The 25,287-nt window shown below is 34.0% G+C and carries 32 protein-coding genes and 1 pseudogene; 23 read left to right on the top strand and 10 right to left on the bottom strand.

Annotation, left to right across the window (positions count from 1 at the left end; all coding sequences use genetic code 11):
• Position 1 precedes the first annotated feature (1 nt).
• The gene (locus ACWNMZ_RS23540) at positions 2–202 is read right to left on the bottom strand and encodes a helix-turn-helix transcriptional regulator (protein WP_031539668.1); all 201 of its coding nucleotides are present in this window, start codon (positions 200–202) and stop codon (positions 2–4) included.
• A gap of 218 nt (positions 203–420) precedes the next feature.
• Positions 421–1,302, bottom strand: coding sequence for a ribokinase (locus ACWNMZ_RS23535; RefSeq protein WP_031539665.1), 882 nt, complete (start codon positions 1,300–1,302; stop codon positions 421–423).
• A gap of 341 nt (positions 1,303–1,643) precedes the next feature.
• Here ACWNMZ_RS23535 and ACWNMZ_RS23530 point away from each other — a divergent pair, with 341 nt between their 5' ends.
• The 12 genes and pseudogenes from ACWNMZ_RS23530 (at position 1,644) to ACWNMZ_RS23475 (ending at position 9,124) form a co-directional block, all read left to right on the top strand.
• Positions 1,644–2,258: a histidine phosphatase family protein gene (locus tag ACWNMZ_RS23530; RefSeq protein WP_251630075.1), complete on the top strand. Its 615-nt coding sequence runs from the start codon at positions 1,644–1,646 to the stop codon at positions 2,256–2,258.
• Between the two features lie 20 nt (positions 2,259–2,278).
• On the top strand, positions 2,279–3,019 hold the full coding sequence (locus ACWNMZ_RS23525) for an amidohydrolase family protein (RefSeq protein ID WP_031539664.1): 741 nt from the start codon (positions 2,279–2,281) through the stop codon (positions 3,017–3,019).
• Between the two features lie 52 nt (positions 3,020–3,071).
• A complete protein-coding gene (locus ACWNMZ_RS23520; protein ID WP_251630074.1) occupies positions 3,072–3,845 on the top strand; it encodes a GNAT family N-acetyltransferase in 774 nt (257 codons plus the stop codon).
• A 131-nt stretch (positions 3,846–3,976) separates the two neighbouring features.
• On the top strand, positions 3,977–4,504 hold the full coding sequence (locus ACWNMZ_RS23515) for an RNA polymerase sigma factor (protein ID WP_251630073.1): 528 nt from the start codon (positions 3,977–3,979) through the stop codon (positions 4,502–4,504).
• Positions 4,488–5,192, top strand: coding sequence for a DUF4367 domain-containing protein (locus ACWNMZ_RS23510; protein WP_251630072.1), 705 nt, complete (start codon positions 4,488–4,490; stop codon positions 5,190–5,192). The genes ACWNMZ_RS23515 and ACWNMZ_RS23510 overlap by 17 nt, the downstream gene beginning before the upstream one ends.
• A gap of 102 nt (positions 5,193–5,294) precedes the next feature.
• Positions 5,295–5,672, top strand: a complete 378-nt coding sequence (locus ACWNMZ_RS23505) for an NUDIX hydrolase (RefSeq protein ID WP_251630071.1) — start codon at positions 5,295–5,297, stop codon at positions 5,670–5,672.
• Positions 5,673–5,831: 159 nt separating this feature from the next.
• The gene (locus tag ACWNMZ_RS23500) at positions 5,832–6,347 is read left to right on the top strand and encodes a GNAT family N-acetyltransferase (RefSeq protein WP_251630070.1); all 516 of its coding nucleotides are present in this window, start codon (positions 5,832–5,834) and stop codon (positions 6,345–6,347) included.
• 16 nt (positions 6,348–6,363) lie between these two features.
• Positions 6,364–7,224 (top strand): DUF2785 domain-containing protein, encoded by an 861-nt coding sequence (locus tag ACWNMZ_RS23495; RefSeq protein ID WP_251630069.1) that lies wholly within the window; start codon positions 6,364–6,366, stop codon positions 7,222–7,224.
• 8 nt (positions 7,225–7,232) lie between these two features.
• Positions 7,233–7,412: a DUF4269 domain-containing protein gene (locus ACWNMZ_RS23490; protein ID WP_251630068.1), complete on the top strand. Its 180-nt coding sequence runs from the start codon at positions 7,233–7,235 to the stop codon at positions 7,410–7,412.
• A 34-nt stretch (positions 7,413–7,446) separates the two neighbouring features.
• Positions 7,447–7,941 (top strand): annotated as a pseudogene (locus tag ACWNMZ_RS23485) (histidine phosphatase family protein); the annotation flags it as partial.
• A 15-nt stretch (positions 7,942–7,956) separates the two neighbouring features.
• Positions 7,957–8,502 carry a DUF402 domain-containing protein gene (locus tag ACWNMZ_RS23480; protein ID WP_031539646.1) on the top strand — a complete coding sequence of 182 codons (546 nt, stop codon included), beginning with the start codon at positions 7,957–7,959 and terminating at the stop codon, positions 8,500–8,502.
• 22 nt (positions 8,503–8,524) lie between these two features.
• Positions 8,525–9,124 carry a hypothetical protein gene (locus tag ACWNMZ_RS23475; protein ID WP_251630066.1) on the top strand — a complete coding sequence of 200 codons (600 nt, stop codon included), beginning with the start codon at positions 8,525–8,527 and terminating at the stop codon, positions 9,122–9,124.
• A gap of 60 nt (positions 9,125–9,184) precedes the next feature.
• Here ACWNMZ_RS23475 and ACWNMZ_RS23470 read toward each other — a convergent pair whose 3' ends face one another.
• Positions 9,185–9,493, bottom strand: coding sequence for a hypothetical protein (locus ACWNMZ_RS23470; protein ID WP_231512548.1), 309 nt, complete (start codon positions 9,491–9,493; stop codon positions 9,185–9,187).
• 171 nt (positions 9,494–9,664) lie between these two features.
• On the opposite strand from ACWNMZ_RS23470, the gene ACWNMZ_RS23465 reads away from it, so the two are divergent.
• Complete coding sequence (locus ACWNMZ_RS23465; RefSeq protein WP_031537301.1) at positions 9,665–10,642, top strand: HD domain-containing protein; 978 nt, start codon at positions 9,665–9,667, stop codon at positions 10,640–10,642.
• Positions 10,643–10,683: 41 nt separating this feature from the next.
• Here the strand turns inward: ACWNMZ_RS23465 and ACWNMZ_RS23460 are convergent, their stop codons facing one another.
• Together ACWNMZ_RS23460 and ACWNMZ_RS23455 are read right to left on the bottom strand one after the other, a co-directional pair.
• Positions 10,684–11,058 (bottom strand): ClpX C4-type zinc finger protein, encoded by a 375-nt coding sequence (locus tag ACWNMZ_RS23460; RefSeq protein WP_251628028.1) that lies wholly within the window; start codon positions 11,056–11,058, stop codon positions 10,684–10,686.
• 258 nt (positions 11,059–11,316) lie between these two features.
• Positions 11,317–11,757, bottom strand: a complete 441-nt coding sequence (locus ACWNMZ_RS23455) for a GNAT family N-acetyltransferase (RefSeq protein ID WP_235249694.1) — start codon at positions 11,755–11,757, stop codon at positions 11,317–11,319.
• A 107-nt stretch (positions 11,758–11,864) separates the two neighbouring features.
• Here ACWNMZ_RS23455 and pdxR point away from each other — a divergent pair, with 107 nt between their 5' ends.
• On the top strand, positions 11,865–13,271 hold the full coding sequence (pdxR, locus tag ACWNMZ_RS23450) for a MocR-like pyridoxine biosynthesis transcription factor PdxR (protein ID WP_235249697.1): 1,407 nt from the start codon (positions 11,865–11,867) through the stop codon (positions 13,269–13,271).
• Between the two features lie 92 nt (positions 13,272–13,363).
• On the opposite strand, the gene ACWNMZ_RS23445 is transcribed toward pdxR, so the two are convergent.
• The 4 genes from ACWNMZ_RS23445 to mciZ all read right to left on the bottom strand — a co-directional run bounded on the left by ACWNMZ_RS23445 (position 13,364) and on the right by mciZ (position 15,716).
• Positions 13,364–13,882, bottom strand: coding sequence for an isochorismatase family protein (locus tag ACWNMZ_RS23445; RefSeq protein ID WP_235250096.1), 519 nt, complete (start codon positions 13,880–13,882; stop codon positions 13,364–13,366).
• A gap of 175 nt (positions 13,883–14,057) precedes the next feature.
• The gene (locus ACWNMZ_RS23440) at positions 14,058–14,294 is read right to left on the bottom strand and encodes a DUF3977 family protein (RefSeq protein WP_235249699.1); all 237 of its coding nucleotides are present in this window, start codon (positions 14,292–14,294) and stop codon (positions 14,058–14,060) included.
• A gap of 289 nt (positions 14,295–14,583) precedes the next feature.
• The gene (locus tag ACWNMZ_RS23435; RefSeq protein WP_235249707.1) at positions 14,584–15,495 is read right to left on the bottom strand and encodes an aldo/keto reductase; all 912 of its coding nucleotides are present in this window, start codon (positions 15,493–15,495) and stop codon (positions 14,584–14,586) included.
• 71 nt (positions 15,496–15,566) lie between these two features.
• Positions 15,567–15,716: a Z-ring formation inhibitor MciZ gene (gene mciZ, locus ACWNMZ_RS23430; protein WP_269320379.1), complete on the bottom strand. Its 150-nt coding sequence runs from the start codon at positions 15,714–15,716 to the stop codon at positions 15,567–15,569.
• Positions 15,717–15,795: 79 nt separating this feature from the next.
• Here mciZ and ACWNMZ_RS23425 point away from each other — a divergent pair, with 79 nt between their 5' ends.
• Together ACWNMZ_RS23425 and ACWNMZ_RS23420 are read left to right on the top strand one after the other, a co-directional pair.
• Entirely contained in the window at positions 15,796–16,344 is a 549-nt protein-coding gene (locus ACWNMZ_RS23425; RefSeq protein ID WP_031537314.1) for an NUDIX domain-containing protein, read from the top strand.
• Positions 16,345–16,346: 2 nt separating this feature from the next.
• Complete coding sequence (locus ACWNMZ_RS23420) at positions 16,347–17,513, top strand: endonuclease Q family protein (protein ID WP_031537316.1); 1,167 nt, start codon at positions 16,347–16,349, stop codon at positions 17,511–17,513.
• A 44-nt stretch (positions 17,514–17,557) separates the two neighbouring features.
• On the opposite strand, the gene ACWNMZ_RS23415 is transcribed toward ACWNMZ_RS23420, so the two are convergent.
• The gene (locus tag ACWNMZ_RS23415; RefSeq protein ID WP_251628027.1) at positions 17,558–18,115 is read right to left on the bottom strand and encodes a GNAT family N-acetyltransferase; all 558 of its coding nucleotides are present in this window, start codon (positions 18,113–18,115) and stop codon (positions 17,558–17,560) included.
• Between the two features lie 152 nt (positions 18,116–18,267).
• On the opposite strand from ACWNMZ_RS23415, the gene spoIIM reads away from it, so the two are divergent.
• The 7 genes from spoIIM (at position 18,268) to ACWNMZ_RS23380 (ending at position 25,131) form a co-directional block, all read left to right on the top strand.
• Entirely contained in the window at positions 18,268–18,936 is a 669-nt protein-coding gene (spoIIM, locus tag ACWNMZ_RS23410; RefSeq protein WP_251628026.1) for a stage II sporulation protein M, read from the top strand.
• 161 nt (positions 18,937–19,097) lie between these two features.
• Positions 19,098–19,565, top strand: a complete 468-nt coding sequence (gene fur, locus ACWNMZ_RS23405; protein ID WP_031537320.1) for a ferric iron uptake transcriptional regulator — start codon at positions 19,098–19,100, stop codon at positions 19,563–19,565.
• A gap of 580 nt (positions 19,566–20,145) precedes the next feature.
• On the top strand, positions 20,146–20,379 hold the full coding sequence (locus ACWNMZ_RS23400) for a YqzK family protein (RefSeq protein WP_235249709.1): 234 nt from the start codon (positions 20,146–20,148) through the stop codon (positions 20,377–20,379).
• 4 nt (positions 20,380–20,383) lie between these two features.
• Entirely contained in the window at positions 20,384–21,277 is an 894-nt protein-coding gene (gene xerD / locus ACWNMZ_RS23395; RefSeq protein WP_235249716.1) for a site-specific tyrosine recombinase XerD, read from the top strand.
• A gap of 343 nt (positions 21,278–21,620) precedes the next feature.
• Positions 21,621–22,805 (top strand): phosphopentomutase, encoded by a 1,185-nt coding sequence (deoB, locus tag ACWNMZ_RS23390; protein WP_031537325.1) that lies wholly within the window; start codon positions 21,621–21,623, stop codon positions 22,803–22,805.
• An 11-nt stretch (positions 22,806–22,816) separates the two neighbouring features.
• On the top strand, positions 22,817–23,638 hold the full coding sequence (locus tag ACWNMZ_RS23385) for a purine-nucleoside phosphorylase (RefSeq protein ID WP_031537326.1): 822 nt from the start codon (positions 22,817–22,819) through the stop codon (positions 23,636–23,638).
• A 182-nt stretch (positions 23,639–23,820) separates the two neighbouring features.
• On the top strand, positions 23,821–25,131 hold the full coding sequence (locus ACWNMZ_RS23380) for a pyrimidine-nucleoside phosphorylase (RefSeq protein ID WP_235249741.1): 1,311 nt from the start codon (positions 23,821–23,823) through the stop codon (positions 25,129–25,131).
• The last annotated feature ends 156 nt before the right edge of the window (positions 25,132–25,287 follow it).

Here is a 25,287-nt window from a genome sequence, read left to right as displayed (position 1 = left end):
ATTATTCCTCCTTGTCTACCCAAAATAATTCATCTAATGTTCTGTTAACGGTGTAACAGAGTTCAAGACAAAGTTTTAAAGTAGGGTTATATTTCCCTTTTTCGATAAGACTAATTGTTTGCCGCGTAACTCCGATTTTATCTGCTAATTGTTGCTGCGTTAAATCGGCTTGAATTCGAGCGATTTTTAGTTTGTTTTTCAATAGCATTCTCCTTATGGATGGAATATATATATTACATTATATATACTATATATTACTTAATGCAATATATATATTCCGTTAAGGTCATAATCTTACAAATTATATTAATTAATGCCAGAATGAAAGAAAATAAAAAGGTTTATTAAAGAGTGGAACTAGATTCATAAAAAAAGGGAGACATCACTTTGAAGATTCTCCCTTGATAAGGCTAAATATATTTAAATAGATTCCATAACTTCCTTCAATGTAGGGATGGAGGAAGCGGCACCTTTACGTGTTACAGCAATAGATGCTGCTTTTGAAGCGATTTGCAGAGCTTTCTTTATGTCGGCATGCTGAGAAATCTGGCTTAAGAAATATCCTAAAAATGTGTCTCCAGCTGCGGTGGTATCAACCGCATTGACTTTATAGACTGCTTGACTAAACTCTTGTGAACTATCTTTATAAATGACTCCTTGTGTACCTAATGTTAAAACAATTTTCATTTGATTGTTCAAGGATAGAAGCTGTTGAAAAATCTTATCCGTTGAATCTTCACCTGTAATAGATTTTGCTTCAATTTCATTTAAAATTAAGTAATCTATTTTAGAATAATCTAATGTTGTCAAACTCTCATCAATTGGGGAAGGGTTAAACACAATTTTTATGCCTCTTTTATGTGCTGTTTCCACTATGTATTCTAAATGGTTAATTTCGTTTTGCAATAGGAGAATATCTTTCGTTGAAAAATTTGCAAGAACGTGATTAATTTGCTCTATCGTTATTTCTTTATTTGCTCCACCAAATAAAAGAATGCAATTTTCCCCATTGGAAGACACTTGTATGATGGCATGGCCTGTCGTGCTTCCATTTTCGTCAATCCAATCCGTATTTACATTGGATTCAGATAAAATGTCTTTTAGGAAAAGACCATCTTTGCTAATCTTACCACAATGGAATACCTTTGCTCCGGCCTTTGCTAGAGCGATCGACTGATTTAACCCTTTTCCTCCAGGAAATTCTTCATAATTAGTAGAAGATAATGTTTCTCCCGCAGAAACGAAGTGAGGGACAGTATAAACTTTATCAATATTTAAAGAACCGAAATTTAATATTTTCAATGATTACACCTCTTGAAAGTTACTTATTTATAGAATAGCATTGATTTTTCTTTATATAAATGGGAGAAATTTGTTAAAGTAGTAGAGAACAGGAATATTTAGGAAGTATATATAAAAAGGACTTCAAAAAAATACCTGTCTTATAAGTTAATTTGCAATAGTCTTTAGATGCTTAGTGATCATCATTTTCAGAAACCAAATGAACCACACTAGGATAAAAATACATGATAAACAACCCAAAACCAATAGAATTTTGGTGATATTATACTGAATTACGATAATAATACAAATTTATTATAAAAAGTAACTTTTGTTATATCTATTAGAGTTAGGAGATAAAAATGCTTACTCTCTACATAACAAGACATGGAGAAACAAAATGGAATACAGAAAAAAGGATGCAAGGATGGAGTGATTCATCGTTAACGGAAAATGGTGTAAAGAATGCGATATTATTAGGCAATAGATTGAAAGACATTGAGTTTGATGCTATTCATACGAGCCCGAGTCAAAGAACCATAATAACAGCGAATCTTATTAAAGGGGATAGAAAGATTCCCCTTATTCCAGATGATCAATTAAAAGAAATCAATATGGGGATATGGGAAGGAGAAACATTAGCTGATTTAAAAGATAATTATCCAGAACAATTCGACTTCTTTTGGAATGCTCCTCATCAGTATAAATCCATAAATGGAGAAGACTTTTTTGAAGTGAAAAAAAGAGTATCTAAAGCTTTGAAAATGATACAAGACAAGTATTCTTCCGGTAATATTCTCCTTGTTACACATTCAGTAGTTATAAAAGTATTATTAGCTATTTTTAAAGAGTTGCCAATCGAAAAAATTTGGGAACCTCCTTTTATCTACGATACGAGTCTCACAGTTGTAGAAATGGTTAATGATACAGCTCAGATTGTATTAGAAGGCGATTTAACGCATAGGCAGGATAAATAATTGATAGGAGTGTACATAAAATGAAAATCTTTGATTCACATTTTCATATTATAGATAATCATTTCCCTTTGATAGAAAACCAAGGCTATATACCAAATACATTCACTTCAGATGACTATTTAAATGCTATAAAAAATTTAAATATAGTAGGTGGTGCAATTGTTTCAGGATCATTCCAAGGCTTTGACCAATCTTATTTAGTTCAAGCATTAAACAATTTAGGCAGTAATTTCGTAGGTGTAACACAACTACCTGCTAGTGTCTCAGATGAAGAAATTATTCAATTAAATGAAGTTGGTGTGAAAGCTATTCGATTTAATTTAAAACGTGGTGGCTCTGCCGAAATTTCACAAATGGAGTATCTAGCAAGAAGAGTATTTGAATTAGTTGGTTGGCATTCAGAAATCTACATCAATTCGAATGATTTAGAAGACATTGCTGCATTAATAGAAAAACTACCTGCTGTGTCTATTGATCATCTAGGATTATCTCAAACTGGCTTTTCAAGTCTACTATATTTGGTCGAAAAAGGAGTAAAGGTAAAGGCAACTGGTTTTGGGAGACTTGATTTTGATCCAGTTACAGCTCTCCAAAAAATACATGAAGTAAATCCAAATGCCTTAATGTTTGGTACAGATTTACCTTCTACAAGGGCGAAGCGGCCATTTCAAGTATCTGATATAGACATTATTTTGAATGCTATAAGAGAAGAATCACATCTAGTACTATATCAAAATGCAATGGATTGGTATTTTAAATAAATTGTTTACTGAAATCTGGAGTGAAATAATTATAATAGGAAGGAGAAAACTGTTGGATAATATAGAGTTTATTGAATTAACGACAGAAAATATAGAGGAAATAGGTTGTTATTGTTTAAGAAGCAAAACGAAGTCAACAGGCTATCAAGGGAAAAAAGGTTGGTTAATAGATCAATTTAGACAAGGCTTAACATATATTCAAATGTTGGAGAATGAAAAGCTGGCTGGTTTTATTGAATATACACCAATTGAACATTCCTCAAGGGTAGTATATGGGGAAATTTACTATGTCATACATTGCCTTTGGGTTAATATAACTGGGAAAGGCTACGCCACTCACCTAATTGAAAAGGTTATTCAAGATGCCAAAGATCATAAGAAGAATGGCGTTATTGTTGTAACAAATCCAACAACTTCTTGGACACCAAGTAAAGAAGTTTTTATAAAAAAGGGTTTTGTTGAAGTAGATCAGGCTCCATATGGATTTGAGTTATTAGTCTACAAAATGGAAGATGCACCAAATCCTTATTTTCCTAATGACTGGGAAGAACGGCTAACTCGTTATAACAATCAATTAACCATCCTTCGAACAAAGCAATGCCCATATATAGACATAGCAATCGATAATGTAATAGAAGCAGCAACAAAGTTAGATATTAAGGCAGAAATCCAACTTTTACAATCGCGAGAAGAATTATTAAGACTGTCTCCAACTCCATATGGCGTTTATGGTGTGGTTTATAAAAATCAATTGATATCCTATCATCGGCTTACGGTTCATTCTGCGATGAAACGAATGAGGGAAGTATCGGTATTAAAAATATAAACGGAGAATTACTGAAAGTGGGCCTATTTGAAGGACTCCACTTTTTATTTTGTGAAAATATTATAAAAAAGTAAAACTTTTAAAGACTTCATCCGTCTATACATAGAACTTTTTTAAAAGGAGGGGAAAAAGTGGAGAAGGAAAAAGACAAAATTATCTTAGAATGGTATGAAAAGTTCGGGGATGCTATTTTTAAATATATCTTAATTATGATTCAAGATTATCAGCAGGCAGAAGATTTAACAAACGAGACTTTTTTTAAGGCATTTCTTCGTTTGGATACTTTTAAAGGACAAGCCAGTGAAAAAACGTGGCTTTATCGAATTGCTCATAATCTTACCGTCGATATGATTAGAAAAAAGAAGCCGTTACTACTTATAAAAGAAGCCTTTTTACTAAAAAAAGATGATTGTCCATTGCCAGAAGAGATTTTACAAATGAAGGAGCAATCGCTGAATCTTTATCATGCATTAAGTTCATTAAAAAAATCTTATCGAGAGGTCATTATACTAAGGAAACTGAAGGAGTTTTCTATAGAAGAAACGGCAGAGATTTTAGGATGGTCAGAAAGCAAGGTGAAATCTACTTTATTTCGGGCTATTCGATCATTGGAGAAAGAATTAAAAAAGGAGGGAGAGTTAAATGGGAAAGTCATATAAACAGCTTGATTTAGATTTAACAAATTTAGAAACAGATATCATTTGGGATAAGAAACGAAAAGAAGCTACCCGCTTAAAGCTAGAAGAGAGGATGCATGTTCATAAGGAAAAACAAAACATATTTCAACCGTTTCCTTTCGTAGCATTTATAATAGCATCGACTATTCTCTTTTTATTAATTCGTATTGAATCTCCATTATTACATAAATTTCAGGATATAAACGCAATGGATGAAAAACCAGCTGATCTAGAAGAATTGGTCATTATTACAGCGGAAGAACAAAAGAGAGTCGAAAATAAAAACACCGTATTTCTTTCAGAGGAAGCAGGAATTCCTTATTCTCTATATACACTTAAATTATCTTCATTAAAGATAACTGGAGAACCGAAAATAAGTGCGACGAAGGTAAAGAATTCTATTCTAGTAAATGCAGATTTTCCATTGTCAGACGGAAGCTTTCTTTCCATACATACAGAGAAAAAACAAAAAAATATATATGGTAATGATAAAAATGGTTTTGTAAAAAAAGAGCAGGAAATAACCATTAATAAACATTTAGCAGTACTTATCCATGAGAAAAATGATCTCAAATTAATTATTCCAACAAAGAACTATCAATATACGATTACAGGTGTCGAAGATGAGCAGGATTTAATAAGCATTGCGGAAATGATTGAATTTTACTGAGTTTGTGTAAGTACACTACAATATTTGATGAGAATTTAGCTATTATAGTTTTATAATTCCATTTCACGTATATAATTGAACCAATATCATGGCGAAAAGTTAATGCGAAATAGAGGCTCAGTAGTTATTATGGAAGATAATAAGCTATGTCTTATTAAAAGAAGTAGAAATAATTCTATCTATTATGTATTTCCTGGTGGTGGTATCGAGCCAGAAGAAACGCCTAGGGAAGCAGCTAAACGTGAAGTATTTGAAGAATTAGGTGTAACCGTCCAAATAAACGAATGCTTAGCAGAAATAGAATATGAAGGAACCCAGTATTTTTTCTTAGCAGATATCGTCAGCGGCAGTATTGGAACAGGTCAAGGAGAAGAATTTACGGAAAGATCTCTAGACCGAGGAACATATTTGCCAATGTGGGTAGAAATAGATGATTTATCAGCTATTGATGTAAAACCACTATTCGTAGCTAAAAAGTGAAAGAATACTTTGATAGAAGAATCTCTTTTTAGTAAAATGGCCTTTGTTCTTGAAGGTCATTTTTAATTTCGTCGGGTATCTGAATTTTTCGAAAAAGTGAATTTCTTCTTAATGATTAATGTTATAATTTTTGAAGGTAATGAGGAGGGAAACACAGCCATGTTATTTAAAAGTTTAGGAGAAAAAGTTTATATTAAACAGCCGGAGTGGAAGGAACTAGAGTTTGTGGAATGGCTTTGGGCTGACAAAGATACCATGATGGATGTTGGAGGTACAATTGAGTTTGAGGAAAGTCGGAGAATAGGATGGTACCAACGAATGGTTCAACCAACAGATGGAACCAACTTCTACTGCTTTATTTATACTTATGAAGACATTCCAATTGGGGAAGTAAGTTTCCATCGATTTGATCATGAAAAGCACCTAGCGGAGTTAAATATAAAAATAGCTTATAAATATCGTAGAAATGGTTATGCAAAAGAGGCAATTCATTTACTTCTGGATTATTTCTTTAATGAATTTGGCGGAGAAGTGATGGCAGACCGTGTGGCTATCCATAATACTGCAGGACAACAACTATTAATAAATTATGGATTCAATCTTATTAAAGATAGTAATCAAGACATAGTTCTATTCCGGTTAAGGAAAGAAGATTTTATTAAAATACACGATTAAATATAGGAGTGAGAAATTGAATCTAATAGAAAATATAATTCCCATGAAGGAAAAAGAGTTGAAGCACTTTCTAGGGAATAGAAAATCTGAAGAAATAGAATGGGATGAAAAAACAAAACAGACAGTCGTAAAATCTATGCTTATACATATTGGTTCACCAGATAGCGAGCTAAGAGATAATTTGATTTATCACACCTTTTGTCAATTAATCATGGAAAATAAACTAGAAAAGCATTTTTTATGTGAAGTGTTAGAAACCTGTTTAAGTGATCAATTCTTGTTTAAAGGAATTGGTGAAAAGGATACGGATTCTGTTTTCACTCGTTCTTTTACATCATTACTAATTGCACTTATTCTTTATCAAGATAATCGCAATGATTTTTTAACAGAAGCCAAGGTTAATGAAATTAAAGATAAATTGATCAACTATGTAAACCTTGAAAAAGATGTAAGAGGATATGTGAAAGATAGAGGCTGGGCTCATAGTATGGCGCATGTAGCGGATGCTTTCGATGAACTTGTCAAAAGTGAAAAAATAAATCAAAGTACATACCCGGCAATAATGCAGGCGATTTGGCAAAAAATCTATCAAACGGAAAGTGTATATATTCATGATGAGGATGAACGAATGATTGTTCCTCTTATACAAATGATAGATAACGGTTTGGAGCAGGAAGTGTTAGAAGGCTTAATAATTAATATGAAAAACGATTTACACCAGTATAGAAATCAAATAGAGGAAGAAAGTTATTGGTTTTTGGTGGCAAACTGTAAGAATTTCCTGAAAAGTTTGTTGGTAAATATGATAAATAATCCTAAGTTATCTTCTATGCAGTCAGTCGTGAGCGAAACTTTAAATGAGATATATGAAATATGAAATTTTCAATGTTTGATAAACTAGATTATTTACGAGAAGGAAATGCTAAGCAGCAACAAGCATATTCAGCATTAAAGAAATTAAAAATATACGAAATTTTACATCCTTATAAACCAATTCTTTGTGGAACCATTCCAATTGGAGTGAATATAGAGGCTTCTGATTTAGATATTATAACACACGCTTAATCTTCCATCTAGTCTACATAAAAGAAATCCGCCACTTACAAAAAAGGGAATGGACCAAGCAAAGAAACTTAAAGATCGTTTTCCTTTAAGCACTCAAGATATTGTGTTCATTAGTCCATTAGTAAGAACTATGCAAACAGCTATGCTGTGGGCTGATGGCGTCGATTGCAGAAAAATAGTAACTCCTTACGTTTCTCCAAGAATGTTCCCTCTCTTATCAAATAAGCAGACATTGCCTTGCGATGTAATGATGGAAAAGGAGAATATATTACATGCATTTCCTTCCTTTGAACTAGATGACAATCCACCAGTAGCCTTATGGAAGGAAGGATTTAACACCGCTACAGAAAGGGATTTTACAAGATACGCTGAAGAATTTTTAGCAAATTGTAGTCGATTAAAAAAAGAGAAAATCTATATTGTCTCACATGACGGCACAATAACTTCCTATCGCCAGTTAATAACGGGTAGACAATTAAGTAGAGATGATTTTCCGAAAGAGACAGGGTGGTTTCGGATAAATTGTTGATATAGTTGGGTGAGTATGCCGGTAAAAAGAAAATACGGAAACCATAAAGGTTGGAAACGGATATTAGAAAAGCAATATGCGCAAATGTTTATAATAACGGATGAGTTTACGGGATATTTGTCCCTATTTCATTCCATAAAGGTAGCGGAATCAGTAACCAAAAGGTATAACCAGAAAGAGGTTTGTATACTTAATGACGGCTATATGTGGCTTCACCAATATCCATTAAATAAAAATCACTCTATCACTACTATGTTTAATAAAGATGGAGATATTGTCCAATGGTATATTGATATCTGTCTTGAACATGGAACAGAAGATAAGGTTCCTTGGATGGATGACTTGTTTTTAGATATTGTAGTATTGCCAACTAAAGAAATTTATTTACTGGATGAAGAAGAACTGGTGAATGCGTATAAAGACAATTATATTTCGAATGAACAGTATGACTTAGCATGGAAAGAAGCGAGTGATATTTTAGAACAATTAAAACAGGATCAATTCCGCTTATTAGCATTAGCCGATCAACATAAAAAGCAGCTGGAGAAGAAGTTAAAATAATTAAATAAATCGCTCGAAAGGATTGATACCAATTATCATATCAACACTAGTATTAGGCTGGATAGGAATCGTCTTATTTGTCATCCTTGCTGTAAAGTTTCCTAAGCTTGCTAAAAATAACGAATTTGGATTTATACATATTCTAATGGCGATTATGTATGCAATGTGGTTGCCTATTCCGATAACATTATATGAGATACTACATACTGATAGCCTAAAAATGGGTATGATTTTTGGGACAGTATACTTATCTATGATGATTATGACAATGAGTTTACAGACAGGTCATATAGTACATAGCGAAAAAGTAAGTCAACCGCAAGCAATAAGCAATCATTTGATGGCAACCTTATCAGGACCATTTGAATTAATGGCCAATATCCTAAAGAGTATTTGGGTAATATTTCTTGCAGTTGCGTTTTGGAAGCAGCAATATGTTATGATGGCAAATTTGATGGGAATCATTGGTATACTTATCATTTATTTTGTCCTACTTTTAATAAAAGAAAGCCTCCTTAAACCAAATAAAATTTTAAATCGGATAGCCGGAAATCCATATTTTTTTAATATAGAAGTGTTTTTTCTTTTTGTAAGTTTACTAATATTTCTCACTTTTATTTAAATCTTATAATAGAATGGAAGAAAGGTGAGAGCGGCTGAACAAAAAGTATAAATGAAATCACTAAACACCCATTAAAATTGTACCTAGTATATGGTAAAAAACAGGGAACAAGAACAATATTATATTGGCAATTATACCAACTAATGATAGTGTATCTCTATTCCGTTTATATCCTAAAAGACCGATGACTGCTCCAAATGGACACAAAAAAAGCGGCATGAGAACAGGTAATCCTTGAAGCTTATCCAACGGAATGATGTTTGTAAAAAAATTAAGAATCAATAGTCCAAGGACAATAGGAAAAAATATCGATAGTACACCTAAAAAGTTGCTTTTATTGATTTGTTTTTTTCCGAAATTCTGATGCACATTCATACTCCTTTCAGATTTAATTTTAATAAAATCACTTTTTGCAAAACATGAGAGGATTAAACTTGATATGTATACTTTACTATACATTTATTGGAAATGCATGTGGTTTTCCATTGAAATTGTGTTTTTTATAATAGGAGACAAATTTACCAAGAAGGGAGAATAGTTTTGCTAATATCCGATAAACTGTACGGAGATTTTGAGATTGAAAAAGTTTTAGAGGAATTAATAAAAAGCAAGCCAATCCAACGACTAAAAGGCATCCATCAAGGCGGAGCAAGTTATTTAGTAAATAAAAATTGGAATGTTACTAGATATGAGCACTCGATTGGCGTTATGCTATTAATCCGAAAGCTCGGAGGTTCCATGGAAGAGCAAATTGCTGGACTGTTGCATGATGTCTCCCATACAGCATTCTCCCATGTTGTTGATTTTGTCTTAGATAAACATCATGAGAATTATCATGAAGTTATTTTTCTTTCTGTTATTAAGAATTCTGAAATTCCTTCAATCTTAGAAAAATATCGATATGATTATAAAGAATTGCTAATGGATGATACCAAATGGACTATTCTAGAACAGCCAGCACCCGAATTATGTGCTGATCGTGTTGATTATACAATACGGGATATGTATACTTATGGAAAAATTTCGTTAAAGGAAGTAGAGAAATTTTTAGAAAATGTTTTAACGGTAGAAGGGAAAATGTGTTTAAGTAACGTTGATGCGGCAGAATGGTTTGTTACAACCTATTACAAAGAGGTCATCGATTTTTTTATGCATCCATTAAATATTTATGGATATGATCAGTTAACAAAAATTTTAAAAGTAGCGTTAGCTAAGAACATTATAAAGTTTTCTGATTTTCTAAGAGAAGATAGGGAGTTGATTTTTAAAATTAGTAAATCAAAGAATGGTGAGATTCAGGAGCTCTGGCATAAACTTCAATCTTCTTTGAAAGTAATAGAGGATGAAGAGGATTTTGATATCCATCTAAAGAATAAGGTTCGACTTATTGACCCATCCATTTTCTATCAAAATAAGTTAGTAAGTGCTTCAAGCCTTTCTAAAAAAATAGAAGAGATGAATAAGAATGCTTTTCAAAAAGCGAAAAAAGGAACGTATGTAAAAGTAATACAAGCTTAAGACATAGTAGTGAAAAAAGGGGACAATTGTTTCAATCGTCCCTATGAATGACTTTTAATCACTTCTGCACCAAACTCTAAACATGAGCTGCAAATAGACACATTTGGTCCAACCGCTAAATGACCAACTTCCTCTTTTGATTTTCTGCAAAAGGAACAAGTTTCCGTGTATTCAATGCTTGATGCCTGTGTAGAAGCGGAGGTAGTAGAGAGAGCACGATATAATTCATCGATTACTTTTAACTCTATGCTATCTACTTCCCCATTTATTCTCATACGTTCTGTTGTATAGGCGATAGCCATTCCTTCATAAAAGCGCTGTTTTTCGGCAGAATCACTATTTTTAGCATTTCCTTCACAAGCAGAAATTAGTTTATCTAACTCAGTAATTAAACCTTGTAAAGAATCTTTTGACATGGATTAACACCTCCTTTTTTCATGTATATTTACCATACTCGTTTATAGAATCCTAGATTTGTATATTTCTATATAAATGAAGGGAATTCCTTTAGAAAAAAGAATTATGAAATAGAAAACTTCAATAGAACCATCCACTTAATCTACAAAGAATAGAAGATATTTATGAGGGGAAATGTAGTTATTTACGAGTATTTTAAAAAGTATGGCAAAAGAGACGTTACCTTTAAAAAGTGGGAATGTCTCTTTTACTTATTGTTAAATTTTTTTCAAATAAACATAGCTTACTTTATCATATTCCATTTTTTCTTCATAAAAGCGATGGGCATCGATACGCTGTAAGCCAGAAGACAAAGACACAAGAGGATAGTCATTTTCAATGGCCCACTGATGGACATAGTCCAATAATGCTTTGCCATAACCTTTGGAACGATGGTTGCGGTCTGTTATTAATTCACAGACCCATATAAATCTGCCATTGTATAAAGTGATCATAGGCATAAATCCACATAGTGCTACGATTTCTTTCTGATTAAACAGTGCAATCAAGCGATACCCTTCTTTTTGGACAGATTCTAAAACTAATTCAAGATATGCGCTCATATCTAATTTTGTTCGCAATTGTTTCATTACAGTAAATGCTGTTTTCCATTCATCTTCTGTCTTTAACACTTTAATGGTTAATTGATTGTTTATCATGTTCATTCCTCCATTCATATCTATAATGTAATAGGATTCTGGTATAATCTAAAGTATCAGATTAGCTCTTTTTAATGGTGTCAGTGTGATTTGAGGAGGAGTGTTTTGTGCTAGAGTTAACACCAGTTTTACGGAAGGACAGTAGTAAGCCGCTTTATATCCAATTAGCAGACTTTATCAAGCATGAGATTAGAAAGAAACATATATTACCCAATGAAAAATTACCATCCAAAAGGAAGCTAGCAACACATTTGCAAATTAGTTTAAATACCGTCCAAGCAGCCTATGATCAGCTTTGTGCAGAAGGATATGTGGAAAGTAGTCCCCGCAAAGGATTATATGTGCAAACAATTGATGAAGAATATAAGAATCAGCTAGAAACGAAAGCTAGTCCTATCGTAAATAAACCTAATCAACAAAAAGTGGTGAAAATCGACTTTAACTCAGGACAAGTGGATCGTAAATATTTTCCCTATAACACATGGAGAAAGCTCTCCATGCAATCGATATATGAAGATCAAAATTTTTGGTTTTCGAACGGAGATCCACAAGGTGAGTTTAACTTAAGAGAACAGATTGCCAAGCATTTATATGCTACAAGAGGGGTAAATTGTCAACCTAATCAAATAATAATTGGTGCAGGAACGCAAGTGCTAATAGGCTTAATTAGTTTATTGTTAGGAAGGGATAAATCATATGGGCTTGAAAATCCAGGCTATCACCGAATTAGAGTGGTATTACAAGATATGGGGATAGAAACACTACCTATTCCTGTCGATGAGAATGGAATGGATGTATCTCTACTGAATAAGAGTAAAGCAAATGTCGCATATGTAACCCCATCTCATCAATTTCCATACGGGATGATTATGCCAATTGCACGAAGATTGGAATTGGTTAACTGGGCAGAAGAAAATAATGGGTTTATAATAGAAGATGATTATGACGGCGAATATCGCTATAAAGGAAAACCAATTCCTGCACTTCAAGGATTAGCAAAAAATAGTCAAATTATATATTTGGGCACCTTCTCGAAATCATTAATTCCCTCCCTTCGAATAAGCTATGCGGTTCTCCCAATGCAATTATACAGTACATATATGAAACAGTTCACTGTCTATAAGCAGACCGTATCACGGATGCATCAAGATACATTGTACCGCTTTATAAAAGGAGGACATTGGAACAGTCACTTAAATAAAATGAGAACACTGTACAGGAAAAAACGGCAAGCACTACTCCAAGCCATCCACCGACATTTAGACAGAAATGTAGAAGTGATTGGAGAAAATGCTGGACTTCATATTGTTTTAGAAGTGAAACGTGATTTAAGTGAAAAGCGATTAGTCGAAAAGGCAATGGAATTTGGAGTGAAAGTATACCCTGTTTCTACGTACTATTTTCAAAATGAATATTCAGGGAATCCAAAAGTGATTCTTGGATATGGTGGATTGACGGAAACAGAGATAGAAAGAGGGGTGGAACTGTTAAAAGAAGCTTGGGAGTTAGAGTGAAAATAATAATAAAGAAAAGTCACAATGACAAATGCCGCTGCTCGAATCGCTTTTGTCATTGTGACTTTTTTCGCTTGCTCTTTACATAAAACTTATCGGTAACTATCATGCATGGGTGAAAATAAATCTTCCTCTGCTTCGCGCACTATCGAAAAATGATCGACATTATAGTGACCGTGTAATATTTTATTGTGATGTTGAATAATTTTTTCAGCAGAAAGAACGGTTGAATCGGTTGTTGAATGCCCATCTCCAACTAGCGTTACATCCATATTATTTACAGTTGCTGTCCGTACCGCTGTATCAATACAATAGGGTGTTTCGCAACCCATAATGACAAGATGTTGAATGTCTTTTGACTGTAAATACTCTAGTAATCCTGTTCCATAGAATGCATTTGTAGCATATTTATCAAAGATTTTTGCTTCAACAGGAACTTTCAAATCGGAATGAATTTGAAACCCAGGTCCTTCGCCTCCCGCAACATCTTTATCTCTTACAAACATAACTTCAACATTTAATTGGATAGCCTTTTCAATAACGAGATTAATAGTATCTAATAAACCTGTTTTATTATAAATCTTATTTGTTTCCGTATTCCCATCTACCAGTTATTGCTGAACATCAATAATTAATAAAGCTTGATTCATTGAAAGACTCCTTTATAAAAGTAATGTAGGTAATTTAATTACAGTTTAATTACTAGATAAGTATTCGTTACGATTAATTGATTTTCCTCTTTTTAGAAGGCTAGAGATGGAAGAGTAAAGGAGTAATAGTGAAATGCTATAAGCTTTTTATACCTAGAATGAATTTATAAGCATTTCGTTCTTTTTTTCGTTTTTTAACCCCTTCTTTTGAATCGATAATAATGACCGTTTTTCTAATCCAGACTCTAGTATAAAGAGAGTGAAATTTAATAGGTCTCTTTATTCCTTTTTCTTCAAACTCTGTCCCATCTTGTAATTCTGTTTCTGTACGAATAAGCCATTTGTTGCCAATACCAAATTCTATGTATTTCAAAGAGTTTCCTCGTTTCTATTATTCTTGTAAAATAAAGGATTTTATTTGGACGCGTATCCTATTTATCTAAAAAGAGTGGGTGGGAATTTTTGTTCATAAGCAAATTGAAAACCACATTTCAAGAAGAATGGAGCAAAAGTAGAGTTCATAAGCAAGATGAAAACCACATTTCAAAAAAATGCAAGAAAAAGTGGCTTTCATCCAAAAAACGAAAACCACTTTTCTATAATGAAGAGAAAAATTTTCCAAATCATTCAAGAACCAAGCTTAAAAGTAAATTTACATCCTATTAACGATGTGCCTTATAAACCGATGCTTTCGAAATTTCTTTAATAAATGCTATTTCCTCTGCTGTTAAAGGTGCACTGTTCACGGCATTTGCATTGGCACGTAGTTGTTCTGCTGAGCTTGCACCTGCAATGATGCTAGCTACAGGGGTTTGAGCCAAGTTATATTGAATAGCAGCTTCCGTTAATGTGCGATTATCTGCAAATTTTTGTTCTAAATTTTGAAGTAATTTTGCAAGTTCCTCACCAGAATAATCTAAATAGCCTTTTTCTGTTAGCTTTTCACGGTACTTAGGGCTTAAAAGACCTTTTGCAACAGGGCCGCGGGTAACGACACTAATATTGTTTTCTGCAAGTAATGGTAGTGCTTCCTCTTCTGGACGTCTGTCTAATATACTATATTGCATCATGACAGAAACAATAGAGGAACGCTTCACATATTCGCGAATGACATTTGGGCGAATGGAAGAAATGCCGTAATAAAGAATCACGCCTTCTTCCTTTAATTCTTCAAATGCCTCAATCGTTTCTTCAATCGGATCTTCCATCATCCCGCCGTGTAGTTGATATAAATCAATATAATCTGTGCCTAGTCGTTTTAGGCTGTGTTTAACTTGTTCTTTAATATAGGCCTTACTTGCATCCCAAGACCATCCATCTTTTCCCTCTTCCCACTTATTTCCTACCTTTGTTGCAATAATGACATCTTCTCGATTATTTTTGAAAAAACGACCTAGTAATTGCTCATTTTTCCCCTGATCATATAAATCTGCTGTATCAAAATAATTTATTCCTTCTTCTAATGCTGCTTCTAAAATCGGAAAGGCAGTCTTTTCTTCGGTCCCAAGACTCATGCATCCAAGTCCTAGTTTTGATACATATAAGTTAGAACTACCTAATTGTGACTTTTGCAAATTCGAACACCTCTTTACCTAAGATATCTCTTATTGTACGAAAAATGGTATTTATTCACAAAGAAATCGGCTTATTTTTTTGAAGGATTCGAATTAGCATTCACCCAATCCTTCACATAGGTGTATTCTTTTTGATACTTTTTAAGCATATAACGGATTTCCCGTGGTTTTCCAGTTAAAACAACCCCTTTTTCTCGTAAATATATCTTCAGCGTCCCCACAATCCTTTCTTAAAAACCGAAATAAAGTATAATAATCTATATGTTAGGATCTTTGTTTAATAGAACAGGAGTGTGTCAAATGAGTTCATTGGAAGAAAAAACAGTAAAAACAGAGCATATTTTTAGTGGAAGAATAATTCAAGTTCAAGTGGATGAAGTAGAATTGCCTAATGGAAAAACCTCTACACGAGAATTAGTAAAGCACCCAGGTGCAGTAGCAGTAATTGCCATAACGGACGATAACAAGCTAGTTATGGTAGAGCAATATCGAAAGCCGCTTGAAAAAGTAATCGTAGAAATCCCTGCCGGAAAATTAGAAAAGGGCGAAGACCCAGCTTTATGTGCAAGAAGAGAATTAGAAGAAGAAACGGGATATGATTGTGAATCTCTAGAATTGGTAAGTTCTTTTTATACTTCACCAGGATTTGCTGATGAAATCATCCATGTATATGTGGCAAAAGGATTAACCAAAAAAGAAGATGCCGCAGGACTAGATGAAGATGAGTTTGTAAATGTATTAGAAATTACGCTAGAGGAAGCATTACAATTTATGGAAGAACAACGCATTTTTGATGCGAAAACAATTTTTGGGATACAATATTTACAAATTGCTAACCTAAAGGAGTAAAAATGAAGTCTTTTTACACGGATTTACATATCCATATTGGGAGAACCAAAAGTGGAAAGCCGGTGAAAATCACAGCTTCCAGAAACCTTACCTTGCCTGCTGTCATTGAATATGCTAGCAAACAAAAGGGTCTTGATATGATTGGAATTATAGATTGTCATTCCCCTGAAGTGATAATGGAAATGGAAGAGTTGATAGAGCAGGGGAAGATGATAGAATTGCCTAGCGGTGGGGTTAAGATGGAAGGGATAACGATTATTCTAGGGTCAGAGCTGGAAATATACGATTCTTCCTGTAAGGGGCCGATTCATGTGTTATCCTATCTGCCGACTTTAGCTAAAATGAAGGAATTTTCCAATTGGATTTCTAATCATATGAAAAATGTGACTTTAAGCTCGCAAAGGCTTTATATAACTGGGAAAGAATTGCAGCATAAAGTAAAGGAATTAAATGGGCTTTTCATACCAGCACATATTTTTACACCATTCAAAAGTTTATATGGAAGTGGTGTTTATCGTTCCTATAAGGAAGTTTTGGATGAGAAATTGATTGATGGCATGGAACTAGGATTGAGCTCTGATACGGATATGGCTGATCAAATTTCAGAATTACATGCCTTTTCTTTTATAACCAATTCTGATGCCCATTCTTTAGGAAAAATTGCTCGAGAATATCAAATTATGGAAATGGAGGAAGCATCTTTTGCAGAATTTGCAAAAGTTCTGCATCAGGTAGAAGGAAGAAGAATCATTGCCAATTATGGGCTAGACCCAAAATTAGGTAAATATCATGAAACGGTTTGTATGAAATGCTATGCCCCTTTTTCAGAAACGACTGGTATATGCAAAGAATGCGGAAGTCATAAATGGGTAAAAGGGGTAGCAGCAAGGATTACCGATTTAAAGGATGCTACTTCAACAGCTAATAGACCACCCTATATTCACCAAATACCGCTAGAATACATTCCTGGCTTAGGGAAAAAAACACTGCAAACATTACTTGATTATTTTTCAACCGAAATGCAAATAATCCATGAAGCTCCCTACGATAAGTTAGTGGAAATCATTCCAAAGAAGGTGGCGGATTATGTAGTTGCAGCGAGAACGGGAATGTTAAATCTGCAAGTAGGTGGTGGCGGTAAATACGGAAAGGTTAGGGTAGATAAGTAATAGTACAAAAAAATCCCACACTAAAATTTGTGGGTTTTTTTGCATTATGTCAACGAATAAAGACAGATATCTCTTAGTTCCTCTGTATCGGCACTAAGGGTTTCATTTTTCAATAGACCATCCAATGAGAAGCCGAGTTTTTCTGGAATAGCACGACTTTTCCTATTTGTGGATTCAACACGTATCTCAATACGATTTGCGTGCAGTGTTTCTTTTGCAAGCTTTATTAAAGCTCTGGTGCTTTCTGTAATATAGCCATTTCCAGTGTGGACAGAATTGCACCAATACCCAATTTCAAACACGCGGACTTTCCAATCGATGGAATGTAGACCAGTTGAACCTATAAACTCTTTTGTATCTTTTAAATAAATATGTAATCGTAAATCTTCTCTTAAAATATATTTAGCATACGATTCTCGTACACCTGCTTCCACCTCTTCTAGTGTTTGCTCTTTATTAGCAAAAGCCATCCAAGGCTTAAGGGCATTTTTTGACCGTTGGATGCTCTCATATACATCCTTGCCATCTCCAGGCATACATGGACGCAATACTAATCTTTCTGTTTCGATTTTTTCTGGCAAATCTATTAAAATCGGTTTCAATTCTCTCACCTCAAAATTAATCTACCATATCTTTTTGTAAAATAACATAATTATTAGATGATTTGCTCTTTTTGATTAATAATAGATTTCTAGTCATATGCCTATCTTTCGTGCATAAACATAAATTAACAGACTTGGCGGGAGGAAAGGCAATGAAAAAGAAAAAATATCAGAATATCCTAGCGACTCATATACATGAGCATTCCTCAATTTATTTATTTATCATTGTATTATTTTTAATGGGGGTAATTTTTGGTGCAATAGTAGTAAATAGTTTGTCTCTCTCCCAAAAGGAAGATCTCTACTACTATTTAACACAATTTTTTGGACAGGTTTCCAATGGACAAGTCGCGGAAAGCAAAGATTTGTTTTTTCAAAGCTTCTCGCATAACAGTAAATATATCGGCTTTATTTGGCTGCTTGGCATCTCTATTATAGGATTGCCCATTATTTTAATTCTATTATTTATAAAAGGAATGGTTGTTGGCTTTACAGTTGGTTTTTTAGTTAACCAAATGGGATGGCATGGCTTTTTACTATCATTTGTGTCGGTTTTGCCACAAAACCTAATTGTTATTCCAATTTTTATAATTTCTGCTACACTATCAGTAGCGTTCTCTTTTAAAATGATTCGCCAGCAATTCATGAAGAAAAAGGGGGAACCAATGCTGCCACTGTTTGCTAGATATACTTTTCTGCTAATGATAGCCTTTGTTATTATCGGGATTGCGGCAGCAGTTGAGGCATATATTTCGCCAATATTAATGAAAGCAGTTATTAATATGGTACAATCTATTATTATCATGTTGCCATTTATATAAAGAGAGAATCTAAAACTTTCCTTTCGAATGGTTAAAATAGAGATAATACTCATTATAATTTAAGAATTATTATTAAATGTTATTTATAATAATTTTTATTAGGATTCTATTCCTACTTCTGTTATAATGAGATGGACAGTGGCTAGGGAGGGACTTTCGGAATGGAAAGTAGATTAGATAGAATAAAAAAACTGTTGCATTCTTCGAGCTATAAATTAACTCCCCAAAGGGAAGCGACAGTAAGAGTATTATTAGAAAATGAAGAAGACCATCTTAGTGCAGAAGATGTATACTTACTCGTAAAAGAGAAATCTCCTGAAATTGGATTGGCAACCGTATATCGTACACTAGAACTATTAACGGAATTGAAAATTGTTGATAAAATAAATTTTGGTGACGGCGTTTCTAGATATGACTTGAGACAAGAAGGCGCAGCTCACTTTCATCACCATTTAGTATGCATTGAATGTGGAGCAGTTGATGAAATTCAAGAAGATTTACTAGGAGATGTAGAGAAATTAGTAGAGCGTGACTGGAATTTTAAAATTAAAGATCACCGTCTAACATTTCATGGTATTTGCCATCGTTGCACGGGAAAAAGTGAGGAAGTTTCATCCTCCGCAGAATAAACCTTTTCAAATGAGAAGGTTTTTTATTTTGCTTTAAATCAAGCTACTATAAATAAATATGGATATCTAATAAAATATACGATTAGAGAAAGAGCACAGTAACCAATAAAGTAATTGTTATCCTAAATTTTTGGGCGTTTCTACATACAAGGACATGATGTATCCACAGTTCCCACAATATTCTGCTGATATTGGTGAAGGTTTCTGACTAAGGTTTTTTTCGGGATACATATGCTTGCCCAACCGATGCTGCCATTACACCCTTTTTAATTTCTTCACTATTGCATTTCGGACATATAGTATTCTTCATTAGTAAACTCCTCCATATTTGTGTTCTTTCTTAGCAAAATCTATTTATTTTTATTATAGCATGCATATGGATTCCTAAAAGGAAGAGTATACATTCAGTTTTATTGTCTTAATCATTTTGAACTTCTATTAAAGATTTCAAGAATTATTTGAGCGATTAACACTTTCATTTATATTTATATCCATTATAATAAGAATAATAAGTTCATTAGGTATATTAATTGTCCAACCTGGCATAGCTTGTATTAGAGAAGCTATGGAGGGATTTTGGATGAGAAGATGGACAAAAGCAATGATGAATACATTAAAAGTGTTTATCCTGTTCACAGGGTGTACGATACTTTTTTATTATGCAATCGTATGGTTTAATCAAGAATATCAACAGTTTCATCGTTATGACGAGCCATCGGGTTCAGCCATTAAGGTGAATGCAGATAATAGTCCAGAAACAGAAAAAAATTCATGGAGGGATCGAATATTCCTGTTTTATTTAAATGGGGAGTAATTCTATGGAAGATCAATTAAAAGATTTTATGCATTATTTATTAGTCGAAAAGGGATTGGCGAGTAATACGCTTGTATCATATGAAAGAGATTTAAAAAGTTATATGAAATATATGAAAAATGTGGAGAAATGTGATTTAACAGAAATACAGCGTTCGCATATCATTCGCTTTTTAGGATTCTTAAAGGATCAAGGAAAGTCATCTAAAACAATTGCTCGTCATATTGCATCCATTCGTGCGTTTCATCAATTCTTATTTCGCGATCGAGTGCTGGATGAAGATCCGACCGTACATATTGAAACGCCACAGGCTGAAAGAACATTACCAAAAGTTTTGTCCATGGAGGAAGTCGAAGCACTCCTCGATTTCGAACATAAAAAGGATCATTATGGGATTAGGGATAAGGCAATGCTAGAGCTCCTCTATGCAACAGGAATTCGTGTGAGTGAGTTAATTAATTTAAATATTGATGATGCTCATCTTACAATGGGGTTTATCCGCTGTATCGGAAAAGGGAACAAAGAAAGAATTATACCAATTGGCGGAGCGGCAACAAGAGCATTAGAGTTATATTTAAATGAAGCAAGACCTTCTTTTTTACAACATAAAAAATCGGCGGAAAATTCCTTGTTTTTAAACCATCATGGGAATAGATTAACGAGACAAGGATTTTGGAAAATCTTAAAACGGTTAGGCAAGGAAGCACATATTGAGAAAGAAATAACCCCACACACATTAAGACATTCCTTTGCAACACATCTTTTGGAGAATGGTGCAGATTTAAGAGCTGTTCAGGAAATGCTTGGTCATGCTGATATTTCGACAACACAGATTTATACACATGTAACAAAAACTAGATTGAAGGATGTATATAGTCAATTTCATCCAAGAGCATAGAGCACTGTTAGCCTCAAATACAGTGTTCTTTTTGTTTTTGCCTTCTGTAAAAAAATCTTAAAAATAAACGGAATAATTCCGTTTATATCCGCCGCTTAAGCTCACTTTGTATACACATTCTACTAGAAAACCAACAACGAATAATTACAGAGACAAATTTGTGATAGAAAGGGATAATAAAAAGGGAAGTAAGAAAACGATTTAATTATCCCTCAAAATTAATGGAAAACATTGCTGAAAAAGATGTCAGACTTCTGACGATATGCTATAATTTTTATGGTTAATAAAGATACATACAGTAGGGCAAAATAGGATGATTGAAATGGAAAAAAGGAGGATAAAAATGTCTACATATAAATATAATCGCGTTTTCCTCGTTGTAATGGATTCAGTTGGAATAGGTGAAGCGCCTGATGCAAATAAATTTAATGACTTAGGTGCACATACTTTAGGTCATATTGCTGAAAAAATGAACGGACTAAATATGCCGAACATGGCAAAACTGGGTCTGAGTAATATTGAAAAAATAGCTGGTGTAGATGCAGCTGAAAAACCGCTTGCATATTATACAAAAATGCAGGAAGCATCGAATGGAAAAGATACAATGACGGGTCATTGGGAAATAATGGGTCTTAATATTGAAACACCATTCCGTGTATTCCCGGAAGGCTTTCCAGATGAATTGCTAAATGAAATCGAAGCAAAATCAGGAAGAAAAATAATCGGCAATAAACCAGCAAGTGGAACAGAAATTTTGGACGAATTAGGTGAAGAGCATATGAAAACAGGTGCTTTAATTGTTTACACTTCAGCAGATTCCGTCCTTCAAATTGCTGCTCATGAAGAGGTTGTGCCATTAGATGAGTTATATCGAATTTGTGAATTAGCAAGAGAATTGACGCTAGACGAGAAATATATGGTTGGACGTATTATTGCTAGACCGTTCTTAGGAGAGCCTGGAAACTTTAAACGGACTGCAAATCGTCATGATTATGCATTAAAACCATTTGATCGTACAGTAATGAATGAATTAAAAGATAATCATATCGAAAGCATTGCAATCGGGAAAATCTCTGATATTTATGATGGTGAAGGGGTTACAAAGTCTTTACGAACAGTTTCAAATATGGATGGAATGGACAAGCTTGTAGATACCTTGAAAATGGATTTTACTGGTCTAAGCTTCTTGAACTTAGTAGATTTTGATGCTTTATTTGGACATAGAAGAGATCCGATTGGTTATGGAAAAGCTCTAGAAGAATATGATGCTAGACTTCCAGAAGTATTTGAACTACTGAAGGATGATGATTTATTAATTATTACGGCAGACCATGGAAATGATCCGATTCATCATGGAACAGACCATACAAGAGAATATGTGCCACTACTAGTGTATAGTAAAGCATTAAAAGAACCGAAGGAATTGCCACTTCGTCAAACATTTGCTGATATTGGCGCAACGGTTGCGGAAAACTTTGACGTTAAACTGCCTAAATATGGAACAAGTTTCTTAAATGACTTAATATAAGGGGAATAATAATGAATTTTACAATGATTAAACAGTCAGCAGATTTCTTAAAACAAAAATATGCAAATACGCCTAAAATTGGCTTAATTCTTGGCTCTGGATTAGGTGTTTTGGCAGAGGAAATTGAAAATCCAGTAAAAATTCCGTATGAAGATATACCGGAATTTCCAGTTTCTACAGTGGAAGGACATGCAGGTCAACTTGTATTTGGCACGATTAATGGAACAGAAGTAGTAGCAATGCAAGGGCGTTTCCATTTCTATGAGGGTTATTCTTTTGATAAAGTAACTTTCCCAGTTCGAGTAATGAAAGAACTAGGCGTGGAAAAATTAATTGTTACAAACGCAGCGGGTGGAGTGAATGAAAACTTTGCACCAGGTGACTTAATGCTAATCTCTGATCATATTAATAATATGGGAACAAACCCATTAATCGGTCCAAATGACAGTAAGTTAGGCGTACGATTCCCTGATATGTCAGAAGCATATTGTAATAATCTTCGTGAAATAGCACGCAATGTCGCAAGTAAGATTAGTCTTAAGGTGCAAGAAGGTGTCTATGTTGGAAATACTGGACCATCTTATGAGACACCAGCTGAAGTAAGAATGCTTCGCGTATTAGGTGGAGATGCAGTCGGCATGTCTACTGTACCAGAAGTAATTGTTGCTCGTCATGCAGGTCTGAAAGTATTAGGTATTTCTTGTATTTCGAATATGGCAGCCGGTATTCTTGATCAACCTCTAAATCACGAGGAAGTAATCGAAACAACGGAGAAAGTTAAAGCAAACTTTCTTCAATATGTAAAAGAATTGATTAAAGAAATCGGTGCATAATGAACTAAGTTAAATGAGAGAGTTACCATTTGAGCAATACTGATTTATGTGGTAGCTCTTTAGTTATTAAAACATTTTACACCGTTTACAAAAATCAAATCCTTTGACGGTTAGTTCATGTGACTTTAATTTTTGCAATGTTAAGAAGAATGATTTCAATACATAATGAAGGAGATTCAATTATGGCATTAAGAATGGTCGACTTAATCGAAAAGAAAAGAGACGGATTAGAATTAACGAAGGAAGAAATAGCGTTTATCATCAATGGGTATACAGAGGGGGAAATACCAGATTATCAAATGAGTGCTTTTGCAATGGCGGTATTTTTTCAAGATATGACAGAAGCAGAACGTGCAGAGCTGACTTTGGCGATGGTGCATTCAGGCGATGTCATCGATCTATCTGCTATTGAAGGTATTAAAGTAGATAAACACTCTACAGGAGGAGTTGGCGATACAACAACTTTAGTATTAGGTCCGCTAGTTGCTGCTGTAGGTGTTCCAGTGGCAAAAATGAGTGGAAGAGGACTAGGTCATACTGGTGGTACAATCGATAAATTAGAATCCGTAAAAGGATTTCATGTCGAAATAGAAAAAGAAGCATTTATTGACTTAGTAAATAAAAATAAATTGGCTGTTATTGGACAAAGCGGTAACCTCACCCCAGCTGATAAAAAATTATATGCATTAAGAGATGTAACAGCGACCGTTAATAGTATTCCTTTAATTGCGAGCAGTATCATGAGTAAGAAAATTGCGGCAGGTGCGGATGCTATTTGCTTAGATGTTAAAACAGGTGCTGGAGCATTTATGAAAACACTAGATGCCTCAAGAGAGCTTGCAGAAGCTATGGTTAGAATAGGGAATAATGTTGGTAGAAAAACAATGGCTGTGATTTCTGATATGAGTCAGCCTCTAGGATATGCAATAGGTAATGCCTTAGAAGTAAAAGAGGCAATTGATACATTAATTGGTAATGGGCCAGAAGATTTGACAGAATTATGCTTAACTTTAGGAAGCCACATGGTGTACTTAGCGGGAAAAGCAGAGTCTACAGATAAAGCGAGAGAAATGCTGCAAGAGGTAATCGATAATGGCAAAGCCCTTGAAACATTTAAACTTTTCTTAAGTTCCCAAGGTGGCGATGCTTCTGTTGTTGATCAAACAGATTTATTACCAAAGGCTAAATATATAATCGAGCTCCCAGCAAAAGAAACTGGCTATGTCGCAGAAATAACTGCTGACAGCATTGGAACAGCTGCTATGCTGTTAGGTGCAGGCAGAGCAACAAAAGAGTCAGAAATTGACCTTGCAGTAGGTTTAGTTTTACGGAAGAAAATCGGTGAAAAAGTCGAAGCAGGCGAATCACTTGTAACGATTTATAGTAATACAAAAGATATTGACGATGTAACAAAAAAATTGTATGAAAATATTAAGCTTTCAGCAAATGAAGTGAAGGCTCCTACTTTAATTTATGAAGTAATTACAGAATAATAAGACAAGAAAAAGACCCACAAATTGTAGAGGGCACTGAAAAGTCTAGTTCTCCAAATAAAATGAGGTTTTATTTATTTGAAAGCGAATAATAAGTTGGTTTGGAGAGGCGTCCGCTCGACTCCTACGGGAGATGCGAGAAAGTCCGAGACCCTG

Source organism: Niallia sp. Marseille-Q9988 (assembly GCF_976954375.1).
This window is presented reverse-complemented; position numbering and strand designations above follow the sequence as displayed.

Bases quoted from the DNA above. Each gene is read 5' to 3' on its own strand.
- ACWNMZ_RS23530 (WP_251630075.1), top strand. From the start codon at position 1,644: ATGCTTACTCTCTACATAACAAGACATGGAGAAACAAAATGGAATACA.
- ACWNMZ_RS23525 (WP_031539664.1), top strand. From the start codon at position 2,279: ATGAAAATCTTTGATTCACATTTTCATATTATAGATAATCATTTCCCT.
- ACWNMZ_RS23510 (WP_251630072.1), top strand. From the start codon at position 4,488: ATGGGAAAGTCATATAAACAGCTTGATTTAGATTTAACAAATTTAGAA.
- ACWNMZ_RS23505 (WP_251630071.1), top strand. From the start codon at position 5,295: ATGCGAAATAGAGGCTCAGTAGTTATTATGGAAGATAATAAGCTATGT.
- ACWNMZ_RS23500 (WP_251630070.1), top strand. From the start codon at position 5,832: ATGTTATTTAAAAGTTTAGGAGAAAAAGTTTATATTAAACAGCCGGAG.
- ACWNMZ_RS23490 (WP_251630068.1), top strand. From the start codon at position 7,233: ATGTTTGATAAACTAGATTATTTACGAGAAGGAAATGCTAAGCAGCAA.
- ACWNMZ_RS23480 (WP_031539646.1), top strand. From the start codon at position 7,957: ATGCCGGTAAAAAGAAAATACGGAAACCATAAAGGTTGGAAACGGATA.
- ACWNMZ_RS23460 (WP_251628028.1), bottom strand. From the start codon at position 11,058: ATGTCAAAAGATTCTTTACAAGGTTTAATTACTGAGTTAGATAAACTA.
- ACWNMZ_RS23455 (WP_235249694.1), bottom strand. From the start codon at position 11,757: ATGATAAACAATCAATTAACCATTAAAGTGTTAAAGACAGAAGATGAA.
- ACWNMZ_RS23425 (WP_031537314.1), top strand. From the start codon at position 15,796: ATGAGTTCATTGGAAGAAAAAACAGTAAAAACAGAGCATATTTTTAGT.
- ACWNMZ_RS23420 (WP_031537316.1), top strand. From the start codon at position 16,347: ATGAAGTCTTTTTACACGGATTTACATATCCATATTGGGAGAACCAAA.
- spoIIM (WP_251628026.1), top strand. From the start codon at position 18,268: ATGAAAAAGAAAAAATATCAGAATATCCTAGCGACTCATATACATGAG.
- fur (WP_031537320.1), top strand. From the start codon at position 19,098: ATGGAAAGTAGATTAGATAGAATAAAAAAACTGTTGCATTCTTCGAGC.
- ACWNMZ_RS23400 (WP_235249709.1), top strand. From the start codon at position 20,146: ATGAGAAGATGGACAAAAGCAATGATGAATACATTAAAAGTGTTTATC.
- xerD (WP_235249716.1), top strand. From the start codon at position 20,384: ATGGAAGATCAATTAAAAGATTTTATGCATTATTTATTAGTCGAAAAG.
- deoB (WP_031537325.1), top strand. From the start codon at position 21,621: ATGTCTACATATAAATATAATCGCGTTTTCCTCGTTGTAATGGATTCA.
- ACWNMZ_RS23385 (WP_031537326.1), top strand. From the start codon at position 22,817: ATGAATTTTACAATGATTAAACAGTCAGCAGATTTCTTAAAACAAAAA.
- ACWNMZ_RS23380 (WP_235249741.1), top strand. From the start codon at position 23,821: ATGGCATTAAGAATGGTCGACTTAATCGAAAAGAAAAGAGACGGATTA.